The following is an 18,586-nucleotide window of genomic DNA, read 5'->3' on the forward strand; positions in this document are numbered from 1 at the left end:
CAGCCATGGTGCCGCCAAGCGGCCGTTCCCAGAGAGGGTAACTCCATGATTTCGCACGTCCTGCCGACCTATAACCGCGCTCCCATCGCCTTTGAGCGGGGCGAGGGCACCTGGGCCATCGCGACGGACGGGACGCGATACCTGGACCTGGGCGCCGGCATTGCCGTGAACGCGCTGGGTCACGCCAACCCCGAGCTGGTCGCCACCCTGACCGAGCAGGCGAACCGGATCTGGCATGTCTCGAACCTCTACCAGATCCCCGAGCAGGAGAGGCTGGCGGACCTGCTGGTCGAGCATACTTTCGCCGATACCGCCTTCATCACCAATTCCGGCACCGAGGCCGCGGAGCTGGCGATCAAGATGGTGCGCAAATACTGGCACGACGCGGGCGATCCCGACCGCTACGAGATCCTGACCTTCGAGGGCGCCTTCCACGGCCGCTCGACCGGCGCCATCGCGGCGGCGGGTTCGGAAAAGATGGTCAAGGGCTTCGGTCCGCTGATGCCGGGCTTCCGCCAGCTGCCCTGGGGCGACATGGAGGCGCTGAAGGCCGCGATTTCGGACCGCACTGCCGCCGTCATGCTGGAGCCCGTGCAGGGCGAGGGCGGCATCCGCCCGCTGTCCGACGCCGACCTGGCAGCGATCCGCCAGCTTTGCGACCAGACCGGCACGCTGCTGGTGCTGGACGAGGTGCAGTCGGGCATGGGCCGCACCGGCAAGCTGTTCGCGCATGAATATGCCGGCATCACCCCCGACATCATGATGATCGCCAAGGGCATCGGCGGCGGCTTCCCGCTGGGCGCGGTGCTGGCGACGGAAAGGGCGGCCGCCGGCATGGCCGCCGGCACGCATGGCTCGACCTATGGCGGCAATCCGCTGGCCTGCGCTGTCGGCGCCAAGGTGATGCAGATCGTCGCGGCGCCCGAGTTCCTGGCCGAGGTGAACCGCAAGGCCGCGCTGTTCCGGCAGAAGCTGGAGGGGCTGGTGGCCGCGCATCCCGATGTCTTCGACTACGTGCGCGGACAGGGGTTGATGCTGGGCCTGAAATGCAAGGTCGCGCCGGGCGAACTGGTCAAGGCCGGCTACGACGAGCATATCCTGACCGTGGCCGCGGCGGACGACACGCTGCGCCTGCTGCCGCCGCTCACCATCTCGGATGAGGAGATCGCCGAGGCGGTCGTCCGGCTGGACCGGGCGGCCGGAAGGGTCGATGGATAGGTTCGGCTTCCGGCCGGTCACGCGCGCCGATCTGCCCATGCTGGCGGATTGGCTGCGTCAGGCCGAGGTCGCGCGCTGGTGGCGCGGGGCCGAGAAGGAGCTGGCCGGGATCGAGGAGGACCTGGACGAGCCGGCCATGCGGCAATGGCTGGCGCTGATGGACGGCGCGCCCATCGCCTATGCGCAATTCTATCCGGCGCATCACTGGGGCGCACCGCATTTTGCCGACCTGCCGGCCGAGGCGCTGGCGATCGACTGCTTTTCCGGGCCCGGCGGCTTCGGCCATGGCGGGCTTTGGCTGCGCGCCCTGGCCGACACGCTGCTGGCAGAGGCGCCGATCTTGGTCATCGACCCCGAGCCCGACAACCTGCGCGCCGTTCGCGCCTATGAAAAGGCCGGTTTTCGGGGTGAGGAGTTGCGTCCCTCCGAGGACGGAACCCTGGCGCGCGTCATGACGCGGCACCGATGAGGGGATGTCGAATTCCGCGGCGACGCGGGGCCTTTGGCCTTGACCTCCCTTCGGCAAAGCGGCTTGCTTGCCAGATCAATCCGAAAGACAGTGACAAATGAACAGTTTCCTCGACATCCACAACACCGACCGGTCCGATCTGCGCGGCATGATCGATTCCGCACGCCGGATGAAGGATGCGCGCAGCGGCCAGCCCAAGGGCACGCCCGACGCCGACCTGCCGCTCAAGAACCGCATGGTGGCGCTGATCTTCGAAAAGCCCTCGACCCGGACCCGCGTCAGCTTCGATCTGGGCGTGCGGCAGATGGGCGGGCAAACCATGGTGCTGTCGGGCAAGGAGATGCAACTGGGCCATGGCGAGACCATCGCCGATACCGCCCGGGTGCTGTCGCGCTATGTCGACCTGATCATGATCCGCACCTTCGAAGAGGCGACGCTGCTGGAAATGGCGGAATATGCCAGCGTTCCGGTCATCAATGGGCTGACGAACCGCACCCATCCCTGTCAGGTCATGGCCGACGTGATGACCTTCGAGGAGCATCGCGGCCCCATCGCCGGCAAGAAGGTGGTCTGGTCGGGCGATGGCAACAATGTCTGCTGCTCGATGATCCATGCGGCCGGGCAATTCGGCTATGACTTCACCTTTACCGGCCCGCCGACGCTGGACCCCGAGCGCGAGGCGCTGGATTTCGCCCGCGCCCAGGGCGTGCAGGCGGTGATCGAACGCGATCCGGCGAAGGCGGTCGAGGGCGCCGACTTGGTGGTGACCGATACCTGGGTCTCGATGCACGACCCGCAGTCTGCGCGCGAGCGGCGGCACAACCAGCTGCGCCCTTATCAGGTGAACGAGGCGCTGATGGCCCATGCCAAGCCCGATGCGCTGTTCATGCATTGCCTGCCCGCGCATCGCGACGACGAGGCGACCAGCGCGGTGATGGACGGTCCGAACTCGGTCATCTTCGACGAGGCCGAGAACCGGCTGCATGCGCAAAAGGCCATCATGCGCTGGTGCCTTGGCCTTTAGCAGGCTGCTGAAAAAGTCGTGCGACAGGACAACGCGGGCGGGGAACCGAGAAATCCGCCTCAAATCGACCCCAGGTGCCTCATTTTTCAGGCCGATCTTCGCTGGATCTAGAACGATTTCCGCCGCGCCGTCCTCTCAAAATCCTTTTTCAGCAGCCTGTTAGAGCAGCGCGATCGGCCCGGGTTCAGGCGGCAAGGGCGCCCTTGTTCGTGCGGCTGCTTGCCCGTGACCATGCCGGGGGATGCACGGTTGGCCGCACCCGGATCACGCCGCCGGATTTGGCATGCGCCAGGATCATGCGCGGTTCGTTCCCTGCCGCCGACGTTGCGTCGGTTCCCGGCAGGGGAACGCCGCGCCGCATCCTGCAATTCCGGCGTGGCCGCACCCCTCCCGCCCTCTCAATCCTCGCGGAAGGCGCGGGTGAAATAATCCGAGAGCGGCTTGACCAGATAGGCCATCGGGCTGCGCTGGCCGGTCTGGACATAGACTTCGACCGGCATGCCGGGCACCAGGTCCAACCCCTTGAGCTTTTCGACCTCGGCGGGGGGAATCGTCACTTCGGCCCGGTAATAGGGTGCATGCGTGGCCTGGTCGATCAGCGTATCGGGCGAGACGCGGCTGAGCACTCCGTCGATTTCCGGCGTGGTGCGCGACGAGAAGGACGAGAAGCGCAGCACCACCTCCTGCCCGGGGTGAACCTCGTCGATATTGATGGTGGCGATGCGGGCGGCGACCACCAGCGGCCGGTCCTGGGGGATGATGAACATGATCGGATCGGCCGGGCGAATCACCGAGCGCGGCGTGGTGATCTGCAATTCCTGGACCACGCCCGAGACCGGGGCGCGGATTTCGAGCCGGGTGATGCGTTCGATCAGTGAACGGCGGCGCTCGGCCAGCTCCAGCTCGCGATAGCCCAGTTCGCGCAGCTCGGTTTCGGCGGCTTCGCGGCGGGTCGCGGTCTTTTCCAGCCGCGACAGGTCGATTTCGGCCAGTTGCGTCACGGCGCGGGCGCGGGATGCCGTCGCCTCGCCCAGAAGTCCGTCGAGCCGCGCCGCCTCGCGCTCCAGCGCCAGCACGCGCGGCGCCTGGGCCAGCCCCTTTTCCAGAAGCGACCGCTGGTCGCGCAGCTCCTGCGAGATGAACTCGCGCTGCTGCTCCAGCGCCCGCGTCTGCGCATCGACGCCGCCGATCTGGGATTGCACCTGTTCGGCCTGCTTGGCCAACTGGCCGAGCGATTGTTCGAGCGTGTCGAGCCGGGCCAGGAACAGGCTGGACTGGCCGTCCACCAGCGCCTGAAGCTCGGGGCGGCTTGAGGCGGCCTTGATCAGTTCCTGCGGGAAGGCGATTTCCTTGCCGTCGGCGCGCTCGGCCTCGAGCCGGCCGCGGCGGGCGAGGATCTCGAAATACTGCCCCTCGACGATGGCGAGTTCCGTGTTCAGAAGCGCGCCGTCCAGCCGGATCAGCGGCTGGCCCGCCGTCACGCTTTCGCCGTCATGAATCAGGATCTCGGCCACGACCCCGCCATCGGGATGCTGCACGACCTGGCGGCGCTGCTCGACCTCGACCTGGCCGGAGGCGACGACGGCGCCCGAGATGCGCGCGGTCAGCGACCAGAGCCCGAAGCCGCCGATCAGAACCAGCATCGCCACGAGCCCCAGGATGACCGGACCGCGCGCCGACCATTCGGGGCGCTGAGGCGAAGGTGCGGGTTGTGCCGTGGTGGACTGGAGCGGCTGGGGGTGGAAATGCGGCGGGTGCCCGGCGGGCTTGCCGGCCGGCTGGGCGGGCATTCTTTCGACCGGCGCGCGGCCAAGCTGGTTGGGATCGGTCATGTCACGCCTCCGCCATGGCCCTGGGCGCGGGTAATCTGGTCGGCGTTCCTGACCAGCGATTTCAGCACCTCGTCGCGCGGGCCGAAGGCGCGGCGCAGGCCCTGGTCCAGCACCAGCAGCAATTCGCATTCGGTGATCGCCGCGGGACGATGGGCCATGATGATGACCGCGCCGCCGCGCGCCTTGATGGTGCGGATCGCCACGTTCAGGGCCGTCGATCCCTCGTTGTCCAGGTTCGAATTCGGTTCGTCCAGGACGAAGATCACCGGATCGGCGTAAAGCGCGCGGGCCAGGCCGATACGCTGGATCTGTCCGCCGGAAAGCTGTCCGCCGGTCTGGCTGACGCGGGTGTCGTAGCCCTGCGGCAGGTCCAGGATCATGCGATGCGCGGCAGCCGCCATGGCCGCGGCGACGACGCGCTGCGGATCGGGCTCGGGGGCGAGGCGGGCGATATTTTCGGCGATGGTGCCGTCGAACAGCGTCACCTGCTGCGGCAGATAGCCGATCAGCCCTCCCAGCGCATCCGGGTCGTATTGGTCCAGCGTCGCGCCGCCCAGCCGGATCGAGCCCGAGGCCACGGGCCATGCCGCGATCAGCGCCCGCGCCAGCGTGGTCTTGCCGGCGCCCGAAGGCCCGATCACCCCCAGCGCCTGCCCGGGGCCAAGGTCGAAGCTGACGCCGCGCAGCACCGCCGCCCCCTGGCCGGGGGGCACGACGGTCAGGTTGCGGACTTCAAGCTGAGCCTCGGGCCGGGGCAGGGGCGTGCGCTGCGCCAGCGGCGGGCGGCGCGAGAGCAGTTCGACCAGCCGCTTCCAGCCGTCCTGGGCGCGCTGGACGATGGACCAGCCGCCCACCACCTGCTCGACCGGGGCCAGTGCCCGGCCCATCAGGATCGAAGAGGCGATCATGGCGCCCGGCGTCACCTCTTGGCGCAGCACCAGCCAGGCGCCGGCGGCCAGCAGCGCGCTTTGCAGAAACAGCCGGAAGGTGCGGGAGAATACGGTAAAGCCGGTGGAGCGGTCGTTGGCGCGCATCGTCGCCGCCGTCGCGGCATCGCGCGTCGCCTGCCAGCGCCGGAAGGCCGCCGCCCGCATGCCGAGCGAGCCGATCAGTTCGCCTTCGTCGCGATAGAGGTCGGACATGCGCTCGGCCGACTGGCCGGCGATGGCAGCCTGTTGCAGCATGTCGCGGCTGAGCCATTGGTTCATGAGCGTCGCCACGACCAGGACCGCCATGCCCGCCGTCGCCACCGCGCCCAGAATCGGGTGGAAGATGAAGACCGCTGCCAGGAAGAATGGCGCCCAGGGCAGGTCGAACAGCGCCATCAGCACCGGCGAGGCGATCAGCCGCTGCACCGCCTCGAGGTCGCGCATGCCGCCGCGCACCACGAGGTCCGAGCCGGCGGCCTGGCCGTCCTGCAGCGCGGCGGTAAAGACGCGCCCCTCCATCCGTTCCTGGAAGCGGGCGGCGATGCGGGCCATGACGCGGTTGCGCGCCAGGTCGATCACCCCCATCAGCGCGAACAGGAAGACGACCAGCAGGAACAGGGCCGTCAGCGTCTCGACCGAGCGGCTGGCCAGCACGCGGTCATAGACCTGCATCATGAAGAGCGGCCCGGTCAGCATCAGCAGGTTCACCGCGAACGAAAACAGGCCGACCATGGCATAAAGCTGCCAGGCCATGCCTCGCGCGGATTTCAGTTCGCGTTGGCCGTCATGTCGCATCGGCGGCAAGGCCATGCCGGTTCCTTCCTCGTCAACCTGACCGGGCTTGCCCGGAATCGTCCCAGCGCATATCCCAAAGCGCGGTCGTGAAACAGTCCGCTCGCCATCCCGCCCCTTCGCCGGGGCGAATCGCCGCCGGTTCGACAAGTCCTAGCTACAGAAGGTTATCAAAAGCTTGCCTGCGTGGAACTTTCCCATTCTTCTTGTCGCGGCCGCGATGCTGGCGGCCTGTTCGGCGGATCGCGGCGACGACGGCATCAACGATCCCTATGAGCCGATGAATCGCAAGGTCCACGCCTTCAATCGCGGGCTTGATGCGCGCGTGGTCAAGCCGTTGGGCTCGGGCATGTCGGGCGGGAACGGCGTCGGCAGCCATGCCGTCGGTGCGGTCGGCAATTTCGGCTCGAACCTGGCGCAGCCGGGCAAGGTGGTGAACCACCTGCTGCAGGGCAAGCCGGGGCCGGCCGCGCGCAGCACCCTGCGCTTTCTGGTCAATACGACGCTGGGTCTCGCGGGTTTCCTGGACCCGGCCGGCAGCGATTTCGCCCTGCCCGAGGAGGATACGGATTTCGGCCAGACGCTTGCCACCTGGGGGGTGGGTGAGGGCCCCTATCTGGAACTGCCGCTGATCGGCCCCTCGACCCAGCGCGATGCGGTGGGCCGTGTCGTCGATCTGGTCATCGATCCGATGCGCGGCTGGCTGAACCGCGACCAATATCTGATCGGCATGGGCGCGCGCGTCGCCTCAAAAGCCGGTGAGCGGGGCCGTTTCGGCGATTCCGTCGATTCCATCCTGCACGAAAGCGCCGATAGTTATGCCCAGACGCGGCTGATCTGGCTGCAGCATCGCCGCCATGAACTGGGCGAGGAAGGAGAACACATTGACCCTTATGCCGAATGACACCCGCCGCGGGTTCCTGGCCCTGATCGGTGCGGGGCTGGCGGTCGCCGCCCGGCCTGCCTGGGCGCTGGATACCGGCGAGGCGCGGTCGCTGATCGAACAATCCCTGGCCGAGGTCTATGCCGTGATTAATTCCGGCCAGCCCGCGCCGCAGATGTATCGCGCCTTCGAGGCGATCTTCGCGCGCTATGCGGATGTGGAGATCATCGCCCGCTCGGCGCTGGGGCCGGCTGCGCGCCAGGCCGGTGCGGCCGAGTTCGCCGCCTATCGCCAGGCGTTCCAGGGCTATATCGGCCGCAAATACGGCAAGCGCTTCCGCGAATTCATCGGCTCGAAGATCGAGGTGACGGGCGCAAAGCCGGTGAAATCCTTCTTTGCCGTGACCTCGGTCGCCTATCTCAAGGGGCGCAGCCCGATGGAGGTCGAGTGGCATGTCTCGGACAAGTCCGGGGAAAGCCGCTATTTCAACATCATCATCGAGGGGGTGAACATGCTCGCGTCGGAGCGCGCCGAGATCGGGGCGATGCTGGCGCGGCGCAAGGGTGATCTGGCGGCGCTGACGGCGGATCTGCAACAGGCGGGCTGAAGGACACACCCCGCGTCAAAGGAAAGGCCGGCCCCGCGGGACCGGCCTTGTTCTATTGCTGATAGACCCCTTCGATGCCTCGCAACGCCTGGGTCAGCGCATCGTCGGCGTCGGGCGGCGGCATCTCGGCCTCGGGCCCGCTGGTCACGGTCTCGGCCGGGAAGGCGGGCGGGCCGCCGGGCGTCTGTACGCCTGGATCGGGCAGGGACTGCCCCTCGGAGGGCGCGGGCTGTGCCTGGCCCTGGCCCTGCGGCGAGGGTTGGCCGAGCGCCTCGGAAAGCGCGGCGGCCAGCGGATCGGCCGCGCCATCGCCGCCGGTGCTGACCACCTGCGGCACGGCGCTGTCGGGGTCGAAGGCGAAATTGCCCAGCGTCTCGACCGGCAGGCCGTCGTGGATCTCGGCCATCACGGCCTGCCAGATCTCGGCCGGCAGCCCGCCGCCGGTCACGCCCTTGAGCGGCGTGTTGTCGTCGTAGCCCATCCAGACGCCGGTGACGTATTGCCCGGTGAAACCGATGAACCAGGCGTCGCGATAGCTGGAGGTGGTGCCGGTCTTGCCCGCCGCCGGACGACCCGACAGTTTCGCGCGGGTGCCGGTACCGCGCTCGATCACCTGCTGCATCATGCCGATCAACTCTCCGGCCGCCTTTTGCGAGATCACGCGCAGGCCCATGCCGCCCGCCTGGCCGATCAGCGCCTGATCGTCGCCCTTGATGCGCAATTCGACCAGACCGTAGGGGCTGACGGCGGTGCCGCCGTTGCGGATGCCGGCATAGGCGCCGGTCATGGCCAGCAGCGTCGATTCCGACACGCCCAGCCCCAGCGAGGGGCCGCTGGCCAGGTCGCTGGCAAAGCCGAAATCCTGCGCCACGCGGCGCACCGCGTCGCGGCCGGCGATCTCTTGCAGGCGGATCGTCGCGGTGTTCAGCGATTGCGACAGCGCGCGGGTCAGCGTCACCTCGCCCGAATAGCGGCGGGTATAGTTCTGCGGCGACCACGGCCCCGAGCCGCGCACGTTGATGGTCAGCGGCGCGTCCAGCACCGTGTCGTTCGGGCTGTAGCCCTGGTCCAGCGCGGCGGCATAGACGAAGGGCTTGAAGCTGGAGCCGGTCTGCCGCTTGGCCTGGGTGGCGCGGTTGAAGGTGCCGGTCGCGGTATTGTCGCGCCCGCCGATCATCGCCCGCACCGCGCCGTCCGGCGACATCACCACCACCGCCGCCTGCGCCTTGGAGCCGGGCGCGACCTTCTCGTCGAAGATGCGCTTCAGCGCCCGTTCGGCGGCGCGCTGCACGCGCTGGTCGAACGTGGTGGTGATGGTGACATCCTCGGTCGTCTCGCTGGTCAGGAAGCCGGGGCCGGATTCCATCACCCAATCGGCGAAATAGCCGCCCGCCCGCGCCGCTGCCGCCCTGGACAGCGCTGCCGGCTGCGTCTTGGCCTCGGCGAATTGCTTGTCGTCCAGATAGCCCTGCTCATGCATCAGCCCCAGGATCACCGTGGCCCGGTCCTGCGCGCGCTGCAGGTTCGAGGTCGGTGCGAAATAGCTGGGCGCCTTGAGCAGGCCGGCCAGCATCGCGGCCTCGGCGGCGTTCACATCGGCCGCCGACTTGTCGAAATAGCGCTGCGCCGCCGCCTCGAAGCCGCGCGCGCCCGCACCCAGATAGGAGCGGTTCATATAGATGTTCAGGATGTCCTGCTTGGAGTATTTCGCCTCCATCGCCAGCGCATAGGGCACTTCCTTGACCTTGCGCCAGATCGAGGACTTGCGGCATTCCGCCTCGAAATCGGCCTCGGATTTCCAGCGGATCGGGTCGAAGGTCTCGCCCAGGCACAGGAGCTTGGCCACCTGCTGGGTGATGGTCGAGCCGCCGTTGCCCTCCAGCGGACCGCGGCCGGCTGCCATGTTGATCTTGACGGCGCTGGCGATGCCGCGCGGGTCCACGCCCAGGTGGCGATAGAAGCGCTTGTCCTCGGTCGCGACCACTGCATCCTTCAGCACCGGCGCGATCTTGTCGGCGCTGACCATGCCGAAAGTTTCGCCGCGCCAGGCGAAAACCCGGCCCTCGGCGTCCAGCATGGTGACCGAACCGCGGGCACGGCCGTCGAAAAGCGCCGAAGGTTCGGGCAGCGTCGTGTAGTAATAGAAGCTGGCGGCAAAGAGAATCAGCGCCACCGTCAGCCCCAGCCGCCAGACCGAACCCCAGATCACCCGCCAGACCAGCGAGACGAATCCCGCGATTCCCCGGGTCACGACATTGCCGCGCCGCGGTCGCCGGGGCGGCTTGCCGGGCGCTCCGCCGGATTGTTTCTGCCTTTTCTGAGGGGCTTGGTCGAAATTGCGCTTGTCCGCGACAATGCGGCCCGTGCCGGTCGGTTTCTTCATGCCTGCTTTCCTGCCCGGCCGATTGCTCCGGCCCGTTGGCGCGCAACATACAGCAAACCCCGGGGCTTGAGAACACAGATGACCTATCAGTGAACTGCCGCGACATGGCGCAAAGCCCGGCATCGCTGCCCTTATTTCGGGCAGACGAGGGGCGGGCTCGGCCGAAAGCTGCACAAACCTTGTGCCCGGGCGGGGGCGGCGGGTTTTCTGGCCGGGACATGGAACTGCTGCAACGCAGAAAGAAGGTGCAGGAAACATGATGAGACCTACCGCGATCAAACCCATGATCCCGGCGCTCGCCCTCCCGCTGATCGGGCTGGCGATGCCGGTCCTGGCGCAGGATGCCGAAGCCCCGGCGGCAACCATCGAAGCCGTCGTCGAGGCTGTTGCGCCCATCGTCGACAAGGGCGACACGACCTGGATGATGATTTCGGCCATCCTGGTCATGGCCATGTCCATCCCGGGGCTGGCGCTGTTCTATGGCGGGCTGGTGCGCGCCAGGAACATGCTTTCGGTGCTGATGCAGGTCTTTACCATCTTCTGCATCATGTCGATCCTGTGGGTCTGCTTCGGCTATTCGCTGGCCTTCACCGGCGCCGGTTCGGCCGAGGAGGCGACCTGGCTCACGCCCTTCATCGGCGGCTTCTCCAAGGCGTTCCTGGCGGGCGTCGACAGCTCGTCGCTGGCCGAGACCTTCACCACCAATGTCTATGTGCCGGAATATGTCTTCATCATCTTCCAGATGGCCTTCGCCTGCATCGCGCCGGCGCTGATCGTCGGCGCCACGGTCGAGCGGATGAAATTCGCCGCCGTGCTGGCCTTCGTGGTGATCTGGTTCTTCTTCTCCTATCTGCCGATGGCGCATATGGTCTGGTGGTGGGGCGGTCCCAGCGCCTTCGACGCGCCCGGCGGCTTCCTGTTCGGCCACGGCGACCTGGACTTTGCCGGCGGCACGGTCATCCATATCAACGCCGGCGTCGCCGGTCTGGTCGCCGCGCTGGTCGTCGGCCCGCGCCTTGGCTACGGCAAGGAACTGATGGCGCCGCACAACCTGCCCTTTACCTTCCTGGGCGGCTGCCTGCTGTGGATCGGCTGGTTCGGCTTCAACGCCGGCTCGAACATGGAGGCCACCGGCACCGCCGCCATGGCGATCCTGAACACCACCGTCGCCACCGCCGCCGCCGCGCTGGCCTGGGCCTTTGGCGAGTGGCTGTTCCGCGGCCATCCCTCGCTTCTGGGCGGGGTCTCGGGGGCCATCGCCGGTCTTGTCGGCATCACGCCCGCCGCCGGTTTCGTCGGTCCGATGGGTGCCATCGTCATCGGTCTGGCCGCCGGCTTCCTGTGCATGTGGTTCGTCGTCAGCCTGAAGGCCAAGCTGGGCGTGGACGAAAGCCTGGACGTGTTCGGCATCCACGGCATCGGCGGCATCGTCGGCGCCATCCTGACCGGCGTCTTCGCGGCGCCGTCGCTGGGTGGCTCGGGCCTCTACGACTATGCGACCGAATCGGTCGTGGCCGGCTACGACATTGCCGGGCAGGTGATGACCCAGACGCTGGGCGTGATCGTCGCGGTGACCTGGTCGGCCGTGGTCTCGTTCATCGCGCTGATGATCGTCAAGGCGGTGATCGGCCTGCGCGTCTCGGGCAATGACGAGCGGCAGGGCCTGGACGTCACCACCCATGGCGAGAGCGCCTATAACAACTGAGGCAGAGCTTCAGGCAAAGGAAAAGCCCGGCTTCGCGCCGGGCTTTTTCGTTAGGTGGGGTCTGGCGTTGCGCGGGGCTTGGCGTTGCGCGGGGCCTGGCGATCAGGACAGGCGCGAGACGACGAAATCCGCCAGATCCGCCAGGATCCTGCGCAAGGGCTGGTCGGGTGCGGCTTGCAGCGCCGCCTTGGCGCGCTGGGCCCAGGCGATGGCATCGGCGCGGGCGGCCTCCAGCGCCTCGCGGCGGCGCAGGATCTCCAGCGCGGTGGCCAGGTCGGCTTCGTCCTGCTGGCCCTGGCCGATGGTCCGTTCCCAGAAGGCGCGCTCGACCTCATCGGCGCGGGCGATGGCCTTGATCACCGGCAGCGTCAGCTTGCGCTCTCGGAAATCGTCGCCGACATTCTTGCCGATGCTGCTGGTCGAGCCGCCGTAATCCAGCAGGTCGTCCACGATCTGGAAGGCGATCCCCAAGGCGTCGCCATAGTCGAACAGCGCCCGCTGCACCGCCGGGTCGGCGCCGGCCACTACCGCGCCCGCCTCGGTCGCGGCCGAGAACAGCGCCGCCGTCTTGCCGCGCACGATCTGGATATAGGTGTCCTCGGTGGTCGAGACATCCTGCGCGGCGGTCAGCTGCAGCACCTCGCCCTCGGCGATGGTGGCGCTGGCATTGGCCAGGATGCGCATGACCTGCATGCTTTCCGTGTCCGCCATCAACTGGAAGCTGCGCGCGAACAGGTAATCGCCGACCAGCACGCTGGACTTGTTGTCCCATAGCAGGTTGGCCGTCGGCCGGCCGCGCCGCTGCTGGCTTTCATCGACCACGTCGTCATGCAAGAGCGTCGCGGTATGGATGAACTCGACCGCCGCGGCCAGCAGGATGTGGCTTTCGCCCGCATAGCCGCAAAGCCGCGCGGCGGCCAGCACCAGCATCGGCCGCAGCCGCTTGCCGCCGGCCTCGACCAGATGCGCGGTGACCTCGGGAATGCGGGGGGCGTGGCGGCTGGCCATGCGTTCGCGGATCAGCGCGTTGACCCGGTCCATATCCCCGGCGAGTTCGGCCGACAGCCGGTCGAGCGGCTTGGAGACGTTTTCGTTCATGCCCATCAGCGATCCCCTTTCGCCGCAAGCCATTGCCATGCCATGGACACATGCGCAACAGCCGCGTAACTTTCCCGTGCCATGAAAGAGCTTCTGCGCACCACTGACCCGCTTCTCATCACCCGCGCCGCCGACCTGCTGGCGGCCGAGGGCATCCAGTCCTTTCCGCTGGACCAGCACATGAGCGTGCTGGAAGGCTCGTTGGGCATCCTGCCGCGCCGGCTGATGGTGGCGGATCGCGACCTGTTCATGGCGCGGGCCATCCTGCGGGACAATCGCATCCATCATGACTGAGCTGCGCGAGGACGGATTCCTCGGCGGCCGCCTGCGCATCCTCCAGCCCGCGCGCGGCTATCGCGCCGGGGCCGATGCGGTGATGCTGGCCGCCGCCTGCCCGGCACGGACGGGTGAATCGGTGCTGGAACTGGGCTGCGGGGCAGGGGTGGCGATGCTTTGCCTGGGCGCGCGGGTGCCGGGCCTGCGGCTGGCGGGGCTGGAACTGCAACCCTCCTATGCCGAACTGGCGCGGCAGAATGCCGCGACCAATGCGATCGCGGCGGAACTGCATCAGGGCGATCTGGCCCGGATGCCTGCCGCCCTGCGCGAACAGAGCTTCGACCACGTCATCGCCAATCCGCCCTATTTCATCGGCGGCTCGCCGGCGCCCGATGAGGGGCGTGGCCGCGCCCGGCACGAGGTGACCCCGCTGCCGCTGTGGATCGAGGCCGGGCTGCGCCGGTTGCGGCCGGGCGGCTGGATCACGCTGATCCAGCGCGCCGACCGGCTGGGGGCGATTCTGGCCGCGCTTTCGGTCCCGGCCGGGGCGATCACAATCCTGCCAGTGACGGCGCGCGAAGGGCGCGAAGCGGGTCGCGTCATCGTCTGCGCCCGCAAGGGTGCGCGGGCGCCGCTGCGCCTGCTATCCCCCTTTGTCATGCATGCAAAACCGTCACATTCGGCCGATCGGGAGGACCTGACAGAAGCCGCGCAGGCGGTTTTGCGCGGGGGTGCGGCACTTTCGCTCGGGCCCCCGAATTTTCGGTGACAATGTGACAAATCTGTGCTGCAATCCCTTGGTTCGATCAATCCAAGAGGAGGACGGAATGTCGGTTGAATCCCATGTGCAGGAGCTTCGCCGTAAACATCAGTCACTTTCGAGCGCCATCGAGGCCGCACATCGCAGCCCCGGCACGGATGACCTCACCATCGCCCAGATGAAGAAGGAAAAACTTCGCCTCAAGGAAGAGATCACGCGCCTGTCGCATTGACTGCGACGCGGGCGGGCCCGTCCCGCCCGAAGGCCAACCCATGGAATGAGAAACGGCCCGCGAGATCTCGCGGGCCGTTGCATGTCAGGGGTGGCGGATCAGACGAAGAACTGGCCGCCGTTCGCGCTGATGGTCGATCCGGTGATGAAGCCGGCATCGTCCGAGGCCAGGAAGACGACGCAACGCGCGATCTCTTCGGGCTCGCCCAGGCGGCCGACCGGGATCTGGGGGATGATGCGTTCGTTCAGCACCTTCTCGTCGATGGCGCGGACCATCTCGGTGCCGATATAGCCCGGGCAGATCGCGTTCACGGTGATGCCGGCGCGCGCGCCTTCCTGGGCCAGCGCCTTGGTAAAGCCCAGATCGCCTGCCTTGGCCGCCGAATAGTTCGCCTGGCCGGCCTGGCCCTTCTGGCCATTAATCGAGCTGATGTTGACGATGCGGCCGTATTTGCGGTCGCGCATGCCGGACCAGACCGGATGGGTCATGTTGAAAAGCCCGGTCAGGTTGGTGTCGATCACCTCTTTCCACTGCTGCGGCGTCATCTTGTGGAACATCGCGTCGCGGGTGATGCCGGCATTGTTGACCAGCACGGCGATGGGGCCCAGTTCCTCCTCGACCTGCTTGATGCCCGCCGCGCAGGCGTCGTAATCCGCCACCGACCATTTATAGGTCTTGATGCCGGTTTCCTCGGTAAAGGCGCGGGCTGCATCGTCGTTGCCGGCATAGTTCGCCGCGACGGTGTAGCCTGCCTCTTTCAGCGCCTTCGAGATCGCTGCGCCGATGCCGCGCGAGCCGCCGGTCACAAGGGCCACTTTTGCCATTTCTCGTCCCCCTCTAAAAATGGTCTTGAAATTGTGTTACCGAACCGGGCGAGTGCGCGCAAGATAGTTGCGCGCACCTTTTTCGATCAGGGGCGTTCAAGGCACAGGGCGACGCCCATGCCGCCGCCGATGCACAGCGTGGCAAGGCCCTTTTTCGCGTCGCGGCGCTGCATTTCGAACAGCAGCGTGTTCAGGATGCGGCAGCCCGAGGCGCCGATCGGATGGCCGATCGCGATGGCGCCGCCGTTCACGTTCACGATCGAGGGGTCCCAGCCCATGTCGCGGTTGACGGCGATGGCCTGGGCGGCAAAGGCTTCGTTCGCCTCGACCAGGTTCAGGTCGCCCACCGACCAGCCGGCCTTTTCCAACGCCCTGCGGCTGGCCGGGATCGGGCCCGAGCCCATGATCTGCGGATCGACGCCGGCGGTCGCATAGGAGGCGATGCGGGCCAGCGGGGTCAGGCCGCGGCGGGCGGCCTCGTCCTCGGTCATCACCAGCACGGCGGCGGCGCCGTCGTTCAGGCCCGAGGCGTTGGCGGCGGTGACCGTGCCGTCCTTGCTGAAGGCGGGGCGCAGCTTTTCCATCGCCTCCAGCGTGGCGCCGTGGCGGACATATTCGTCGGCATCGACCACGGTGTCGCCCTTGCGGCCCTTGATCGTGACCGGCACGATCTCGTCGGCGAACTTCCCGGCCTTCTGCGCGGCCTCGGCCTTGTTCTGCGAGGCGACCGCGAATTCGTCCTGCTCCGCCCGGGTGATGCCCCATTTCCCGGCGACGTTCTCGGCCGTGGTGCCCATGTGATAGTCGTGGAAGGCGTCCCAGAGCCCGTCCTTGATCATGGTGTCGAGCATCTTCATGTCGCCCATCTTCTGCCCCGAGCGGATATAGGCGGCATGGGGTGCCAGCGACATGGATTCCTGGCCGCCCGCCGCGACCACGGTGGCATCGCCCAAGAGCACCTGCTGCGCAGCCAGCGCCACCGAGCGCAGGCCCGAGCCGCAGACCTGGTTGATCACCCAGGCGGCCGATTCCTGCGGATAGCCCGCCTTGATATGCGCCTGGCGGCCGGGGTTCTGGCCCTGGCCGGCGGTCAGCACCTGGCCCAGGATGGTTTCGGACACTTCGGAAGGATCGATGCCGGCCCGCTCGACGAGGGCTTTCAGGACGATGGCGCCCAGCTCATGCGCCGGCAGGTTCGCAAAGGATCCCAGGAAGCTTCCGACGGGTGTGCGGGCGGCAGAGACGATTACGGCTTTGGTCATGGCGGGGCTCCTTCCCAGATGTCCGAAAGTATCGGTTACAGGACGACTGTTTGCCGTTTCGTTACCCGAGGTCAAGCGGACTTGACGGTGCGATGCCCCGGATCGCGGGTGCAGCCATGGGGTTTGCGCATGGGCTCGCGCAGGCCGGTCGGTCGGTCGGGCAATTCCCAGGTTACCGCGATATTGCCGCGGGGCGGTATCGGGCATGGCCGCCGGAAAGGCCGAGGCGATTCTACCGCCGGGCGAGACGCGCTCAGCCGCGTCGGGCGGCCGAACTGGGCGATTTCCACGGCGGCATGATGGTCGGCGCGCCGAAATAATAGCCTTGCAGGCAGTCGATTCCCATGTCGATCAGGAACGCGGCGTCATCCGCCGTCTCGACCGATTCCGCCACCGTGAACATGTCGAAATGATGCGCGATGGATTGCAGGGCCCGCGCCAGCACCTGGTTGTCGCGCTGGGTGGCGATGTCGCGGACGAACTGGCCGTCGATCTTGATCATGTCGAAGCAGAAATCGCGCAGATAGCGGAACGAGGTATAGCCCGCGCCGAAGTCGTCCAGCGCGAAGCTGACGCCCTGGGCCTGCAACTCCTGCATGAATCGTCCCACCAGGTCGGGCATGCCCATGGCCGAGCTTTCGGTGATTTCCAGGATCAGCCGCTCGGCGATGCTGTCGTCCGCGGCGATGCCTTCGCGCAGGATGCGCAGCCAGGCCGGATAGCCGATCGAACGCGCCGACATGTTGATCGAAAGCCTGAGCGAGGGTTCCTCGGCCAGCGATTTCAGGCCCAGCGACAGCGAAAGGCAGTCGATCTGCCGGCCCAGTTCGGTGGTCTCGGCCAGCGGCAGAAAGTCGCGCAGCGGCACGATGCGCCCGGTTTCGTCGATGATTCGGATCAGTCCTTCGTGGAAGGCGGCGTGGTCGGGGCGATCCGCCTGCACCACCGGCTGATAGGCCAGCACTGCGTTGCCGCGCGATACCGCGCCCCGAACCGCGGTCATCGTCACCCGCGACTGCCGATCGACGGCGAAATCCAGCGGAGAGCCCATTTCCAGTCGCGAATCGATATTGTCGGTCATGCCAAGCCTCCTGTCACTGGCGGCACTCTGGCGATCATGTTCTAAGATCGCGTAAACTGGACCCGCTTTCTCGACTCGAGGTTAACCGACCCTTGCCCGATATGACCGAACGCTGCGCCTGGTGCGGCTCCGACCCGCTTTATGTCGCCTATCACGACCAGGAATGGGGCGTGCCGGAATACGATGCGCGCGCGCTTTGGGAAAAGCTGGTGCTGGACGGCTTTCAGGCCGGCCTCAGCTGGATCACCATCCTGCGCAAGCGCGATGCCTTTCGCGAGACCTTCGAGGGGTTCGAGCCCGAGCGCGTCGCGGCCTGGGGCGAGGCCGAGATCGCGCGTGCCCTGCAAACCCCGGGCATCGTCCGCCATCGCGGCAAGATCGAGGCCACCGTCAAGGGCGCCCGGCTGTTCCTGGAGATCGAGGGGGGCGAAGGGTTTTCGCCCTTCATTTGGTCCTTTGTCGGCGGCCGGCCGATCCAGAACGAGTTCGCCAGCATGAACCAGGTTCCGGCCAAGACCCCGGCATCCGAAGCCATGGCCAAGGCGTTGAAAAAGCGCGGCTTCAATTTCTGCGGCCCGGTGATCACCTATGCCTTCATGCAGGCCTGCGGGCTGGTCAACGACCACATGACCCATTGCCCGGCCCACGCCCGCGTCAAGGCGCTGTCGCCTGCCTGACCAGTTCCTTGGCCGCCTCCGAGGACCAGTCGGCGCCGCCGATCAGCCGGGCGATCTCGTTGCCCTCGCGGTCGATCAGCACGGTCACCGGCATGCCCATGACCCCCATCTCGCGCGCAAGTTGCTGGCGCGGGTCGAGATGCACGGGCAGGTGGGTGATGCCCTCTTCGTCGAGGAACTTCCTGACCGCCGGGGGCGGGTTGTGGCCGGCGGCGATGGCCACGACCTCGAAATCCTCGCCGCCCATCTCGGCCTGCAGCGCGTCGAGCGAGGGCATTTCCTCGCGGCAGGGGGCGCACCAGGTCGCCCAGAAGTTCAGCAGCACCACCTTGCCCTGCCAGTCGGCCAGGCTGTGCGTGCCGCCCTCGGGGTCGGTGAAGGCGGTCGCGGGCACCGGGGTCGGATCGGTCGGCGCCAGCTTGGCCAGCCCGCCGTCATGGGCGGCCTGCCAGTCGATTTCCACGGCAATTGCCGGGCCGAAACCCGCATTTGCACCGATCAGCAGCGCCGTATAAAGAACCAGCCAACGCATTC

Annotated in this window: 18 protein-coding genes; 10 read left to right on the top strand and 8 right to left on the bottom strand. The window is 67.3% G+C overall.

Annotated features, from left to right (window positions below):
* Nucleotides 1-45 precede the first annotated feature (45 nt).
* The 3 genes from BLT64_RS18960 to argF all read left to right on the top strand — a co-directional run bounded on the left by BLT64_RS18960 (nucleotide 46) and on the right by argF (nucleotide 2,711).
* A complete protein-coding gene (locus tag BLT64_RS18960; protein ID WP_011748329.1) occupies nucleotides 46-1,218 on the top strand; it encodes an aspartate aminotransferase family protein in 1,173 nt (390 codons plus the stop codon).
* Nucleotides 1,211-1,687, top strand: coding sequence for a GNAT family N-acetyltransferase (locus BLT64_RS18965; protein WP_011748328.1), 477 nt, complete (start codon nucleotides 1,211-1,213; stop codon nucleotides 1,685-1,687). Before BLT64_RS18960 ends, BLT64_RS18965 begins: the two co-directional genes overlap by 8 nt.
* Before the next feature lie 97 nt (nucleotides 1,688-1,784).
* Complete coding sequence (gene argF, locus BLT64_RS18970) at nucleotides 1,785-2,711, top strand: ornithine carbamoyltransferase (protein WP_011748327.1); 927 nt, start codon at nucleotides 1,785-1,787, stop codon at nucleotides 2,709-2,711.
* A 398-nt stretch (nucleotides 2,712-3,109) separates the two neighbouring features.
* Here the strand turns inward: argF and BLT64_RS18975 are convergent, their stop codons facing one another.
* Together BLT64_RS18975 and BLT64_RS18980 are read right to left on the bottom strand one after the other, a co-directional pair.
* Nucleotides 3,110-4,543: an HlyD family type I secretion periplasmic adaptor subunit gene (locus BLT64_RS18975; RefSeq protein ID WP_011748325.1), complete on the bottom strand. Its 1,434-nt coding sequence runs from the start codon at nucleotides 4,541-4,543 to the stop codon at nucleotides 3,110-3,112.
* Complete coding sequence (locus BLT64_RS18980) at nucleotides 4,540-6,282, bottom strand: type I secretion system permease/ATPase (RefSeq protein WP_011748324.1); 1,743 nt, start codon at nucleotides 6,280-6,282, stop codon at nucleotides 4,540-4,542. The genes BLT64_RS18975 and BLT64_RS18980 overlap by 4 nt, the downstream gene beginning before the upstream one ends.
* A 160-nt stretch (nucleotides 6,283-6,442) precedes the next feature.
* Here BLT64_RS18980 and BLT64_RS18985 point away from each other — a divergent pair, with 160 nt between their 5' ends.
* Both BLT64_RS18985 and BLT64_RS18990 read left to right on the top strand, forming a co-directional pair.
* Nucleotides 6,443-7,168 carry an MlaA family lipoprotein gene (locus BLT64_RS18985; protein WP_011748323.1) on the top strand — a complete coding sequence of 242 codons (726 nt, stop codon included), beginning with the start codon at nucleotides 6,443-6,445 and terminating at the stop codon, nucleotides 7,166-7,168.
* Entirely contained in the window at nucleotides 7,158-7,754 is a 597-nt protein-coding gene (locus BLT64_RS18990) for an MlaC/ttg2D family ABC transporter substrate-binding protein (protein ID WP_041529926.1), read from the top strand. The genes BLT64_RS18985 and BLT64_RS18990 overlap by 11 nt, the downstream gene beginning before the upstream one ends.
* Nucleotides 7,755-7,806: 52 nt before the next feature.
* Here the strand turns inward: BLT64_RS18990 and BLT64_RS18995 are convergent, their stop codons facing one another.
* Entirely contained in the window at nucleotides 7,807-10,137 is a 2,331-nt protein-coding gene (locus BLT64_RS18995; protein ID WP_011748321.1) for a transglycosylase domain-containing protein, read from the bottom strand.
* 256 nt (nucleotides 10,138-10,393) lie between these two features.
* On the opposite strand from BLT64_RS18995, the gene BLT64_RS19000 reads away from it, so the two are divergent.
* Nucleotides 10,394-11,842, top strand: a complete 1,449-nt coding sequence (locus BLT64_RS19000) for an ammonium transporter (protein ID WP_011748320.1) — start codon at nucleotides 10,394-10,396, stop codon at nucleotides 11,840-11,842.
* Between the two features lie 102 nt (nucleotides 11,843-11,944).
* Here BLT64_RS19000 and BLT64_RS19005 read toward each other — a convergent pair whose 3' ends face one another.
* On the bottom strand, nucleotides 11,945-12,946 hold the full coding sequence (locus BLT64_RS19005; RefSeq protein ID WP_011748319.1) for a polyprenyl synthetase family protein: 1,002 nt from the start codon (nucleotides 12,944-12,946) through the stop codon (nucleotides 11,945-11,947).
* Between the two features lie 75 nt (nucleotides 12,947-13,021).
* On the opposite strand from BLT64_RS19005, the gene BLT64_RS19010 reads away from it, so the two are divergent.
* From BLT64_RS19010 to BLT64_RS19020, 3 genes are read left to right on the top strand one after another with little or no spacing between them, the layout of a single operon-like run.
* Entirely contained in the window at nucleotides 13,022-13,234 is a 213-nt protein-coding gene (locus BLT64_RS19010; RefSeq protein ID WP_010398258.1) for a putative signal transducing protein, read from the top strand.
* Nucleotides 13,227-13,985 (top strand): tRNA1(Val) (adenine(37)-N6)-methyltransferase, encoded by a 759-nt coding sequence (locus tag BLT64_RS19015; protein ID WP_011748318.1) that lies wholly within the window; start codon nucleotides 13,227-13,229, stop codon nucleotides 13,983-13,985. The genes BLT64_RS19010 and BLT64_RS19015 overlap by 8 nt, the downstream gene beginning before the upstream one ends.
* 58 nt (nucleotides 13,986-14,043) lie before the next feature.
* Nucleotides 14,044-14,208, top strand: coding sequence for a YdcH family protein (locus tag BLT64_RS19020; RefSeq protein ID WP_074810587.1), 165 nt, complete (start codon nucleotides 14,044-14,046; stop codon nucleotides 14,206-14,208).
* 98 nt (nucleotides 14,209-14,306) lie between these two features.
* On the opposite strand, the gene BLT64_RS19025 is transcribed toward BLT64_RS19020, so the two are convergent.
* The 3 genes from BLT64_RS19025 to BLT64_RS19035 form a co-directional block, all read right to left on the bottom strand.
* Complete coding sequence (locus BLT64_RS19025) at nucleotides 14,307-15,032, bottom strand: beta-ketoacyl-ACP reductase (RefSeq protein WP_011748316.1); 726 nt, start codon at nucleotides 15,030-15,032, stop codon at nucleotides 14,307-14,309.
* An 86-nt stretch (nucleotides 15,033-15,118) separates the two neighbouring features.
* On the bottom strand, nucleotides 15,119-16,294 hold the full coding sequence (locus tag BLT64_RS19030) for an acetyl-CoA C-acetyltransferase (protein WP_011748315.1): 1,176 nt from the start codon (nucleotides 16,292-16,294) through the stop codon (nucleotides 15,119-15,121).
* A 253-nt stretch (nucleotides 16,295-16,547) separates the two neighbouring features.
* Entirely contained in the window at nucleotides 16,548-17,375 is an 828-nt protein-coding gene (locus tag BLT64_RS19035; protein ID WP_011748314.1) for an EAL domain-containing protein, read from the bottom strand.
* A gap of 101 nt (nucleotides 17,376-17,476) precedes the next feature.
* Here BLT64_RS19035 and BLT64_RS19040 point away from each other — a divergent pair, with 101 nt between their 5' ends.
* Complete coding sequence (locus BLT64_RS19040; RefSeq protein ID WP_175474416.1) at nucleotides 17,477-18,052, top strand: DNA-3-methyladenine glycosylase I; 576 nt, start codon at nucleotides 17,477-17,479, stop codon at nucleotides 18,050-18,052.
* Here the strand turns inward: BLT64_RS19040 and BLT64_RS19045 are convergent.
* Nucleotides 18,030-18,584, bottom strand: coding sequence for a TlpA disulfide reductase family protein (locus BLT64_RS19045; RefSeq protein WP_041529924.1), 555 nt, complete (start codon nucleotides 18,582-18,584; stop codon nucleotides 18,030-18,032). The genes BLT64_RS19040 and BLT64_RS19045 overlap by 23 nt on opposite strands.
* Between the last annotated feature and the right edge of the window lie 2 nt (nucleotides 18,585-18,586).

The sequence above is a fragment of the Paracoccus denitrificans genome (genome assembly GCF_900100045.1).
GTDB lineage: Bacteria > Pseudomonadota > Alphaproteobacteria > Rhodobacterales > Rhodobacteraceae > Paracoccus > Paracoccus denitrificans.

What these genes read in the sequence shown, in the direction of transcription:
- BLT64_RS18960 (WP_011748329.1), top strand. Translation starts at nt 46, where the DNA reads ATGATTTCGCACGTCCTGCCGACCTATAACCGCGCTCCCATCGCCTTT.
- BLT64_RS18965 (WP_011748328.1), top strand. Translation starts at nt 1,211, where the DNA reads ATGGATAGGTTCGGCTTCCGGCCGGTCACGCGCGCCGATCTGCCCATG.
- argF (WP_011748327.1), top strand. Translation starts at nt 1,785, where the DNA reads ATGAACAGTTTCCTCGACATCCACAACACCGACCGGTCCGATCTGCGC.
- BLT64_RS18975 (WP_011748325.1), bottom strand. Translation starts at nt 4,543, where the DNA reads ATGACCGATCCCAACCAGCTTGGCCGCGCGCCGGTCGAAAGAATGCCC.
- BLT64_RS18980 (WP_011748324.1), bottom strand. Translation starts at nt 6,282, where the DNA reads ATGGCCTTGCCGCCGATGCGACATGACGGCCAACGCGAACTGAAATCC.
- BLT64_RS18990 (WP_041529926.1), top strand. Translation starts at nt 7,158, where the DNA reads ATGCCGAATGACACCCGCCGCGGGTTCCTGGCCCTGATCGGTGCGGGG.
- BLT64_RS18995 (WP_011748321.1), bottom strand. Translation starts at nt 10,137, where the DNA reads ATGAAGAAACCGACCGGCACGGGCCGCATTGTCGCGGACAAGCGCAAT.
- BLT64_RS19000 (WP_011748320.1), top strand. Translation starts at nt 10,394, where the DNA reads ATGATGAGACCTACCGCGATCAAACCCATGATCCCGGCGCTCGCCCTC.
- BLT64_RS19005 (WP_011748319.1), bottom strand. Translation starts at nt 12,946, where the DNA reads ATGGGCATGAACGAAAACGTCTCCAAGCCGCTCGACCGGCTGTCGGCC.
- BLT64_RS19010 (WP_010398258.1), top strand. Translation starts at nt 13,022, where the DNA reads ATGAAAGAGCTTCTGCGCACCACTGACCCGCTTCTCATCACCCGCGCC.
- BLT64_RS19015 (WP_011748318.1), top strand. Translation starts at nt 13,227, where the DNA reads ATGACTGAGCTGCGCGAGGACGGATTCCTCGGCGGCCGCCTGCGCATC.
- BLT64_RS19020 (WP_074810587.1), top strand. Translation starts at nt 14,044, where the DNA reads ATGTCGGTTGAATCCCATGTGCAGGAGCTTCGCCGTAAACATCAGTCA.
- BLT64_RS19025 (WP_011748316.1), bottom strand. Translation starts at nt 15,032, where the DNA reads ATGGCAAAAGTGGCCCTTGTGACCGGCGGCTCGCGCGGCATCGGCGCA.
- BLT64_RS19030 (WP_011748315.1), bottom strand. Translation starts at nt 16,294, where the DNA reads ATGACCAAAGCCGTAATCGTCTCTGCCGCCCGCACACCCGTCGGAAGC.
- BLT64_RS19035 (WP_011748314.1), bottom strand. Translation starts at nt 17,375, where the DNA reads ATGACCGACAATATCGATTCGCGACTGGAAATGGGCTCTCCGCTGGAT.
- BLT64_RS19040 (WP_175474416.1), top strand. Translation starts at nt 17,477, where the DNA reads ATGACCGAACGCTGCGCCTGGTGCGGCTCCGACCCGCTTTATGTCGCC.
- BLT64_RS19045 (WP_041529924.1), bottom strand. Translation starts at nt 18,584, where the DNA reads ATGCGTTGGCTGGTTCTTTATACGGCGCTGCTGATCGGTGCAAATGCG.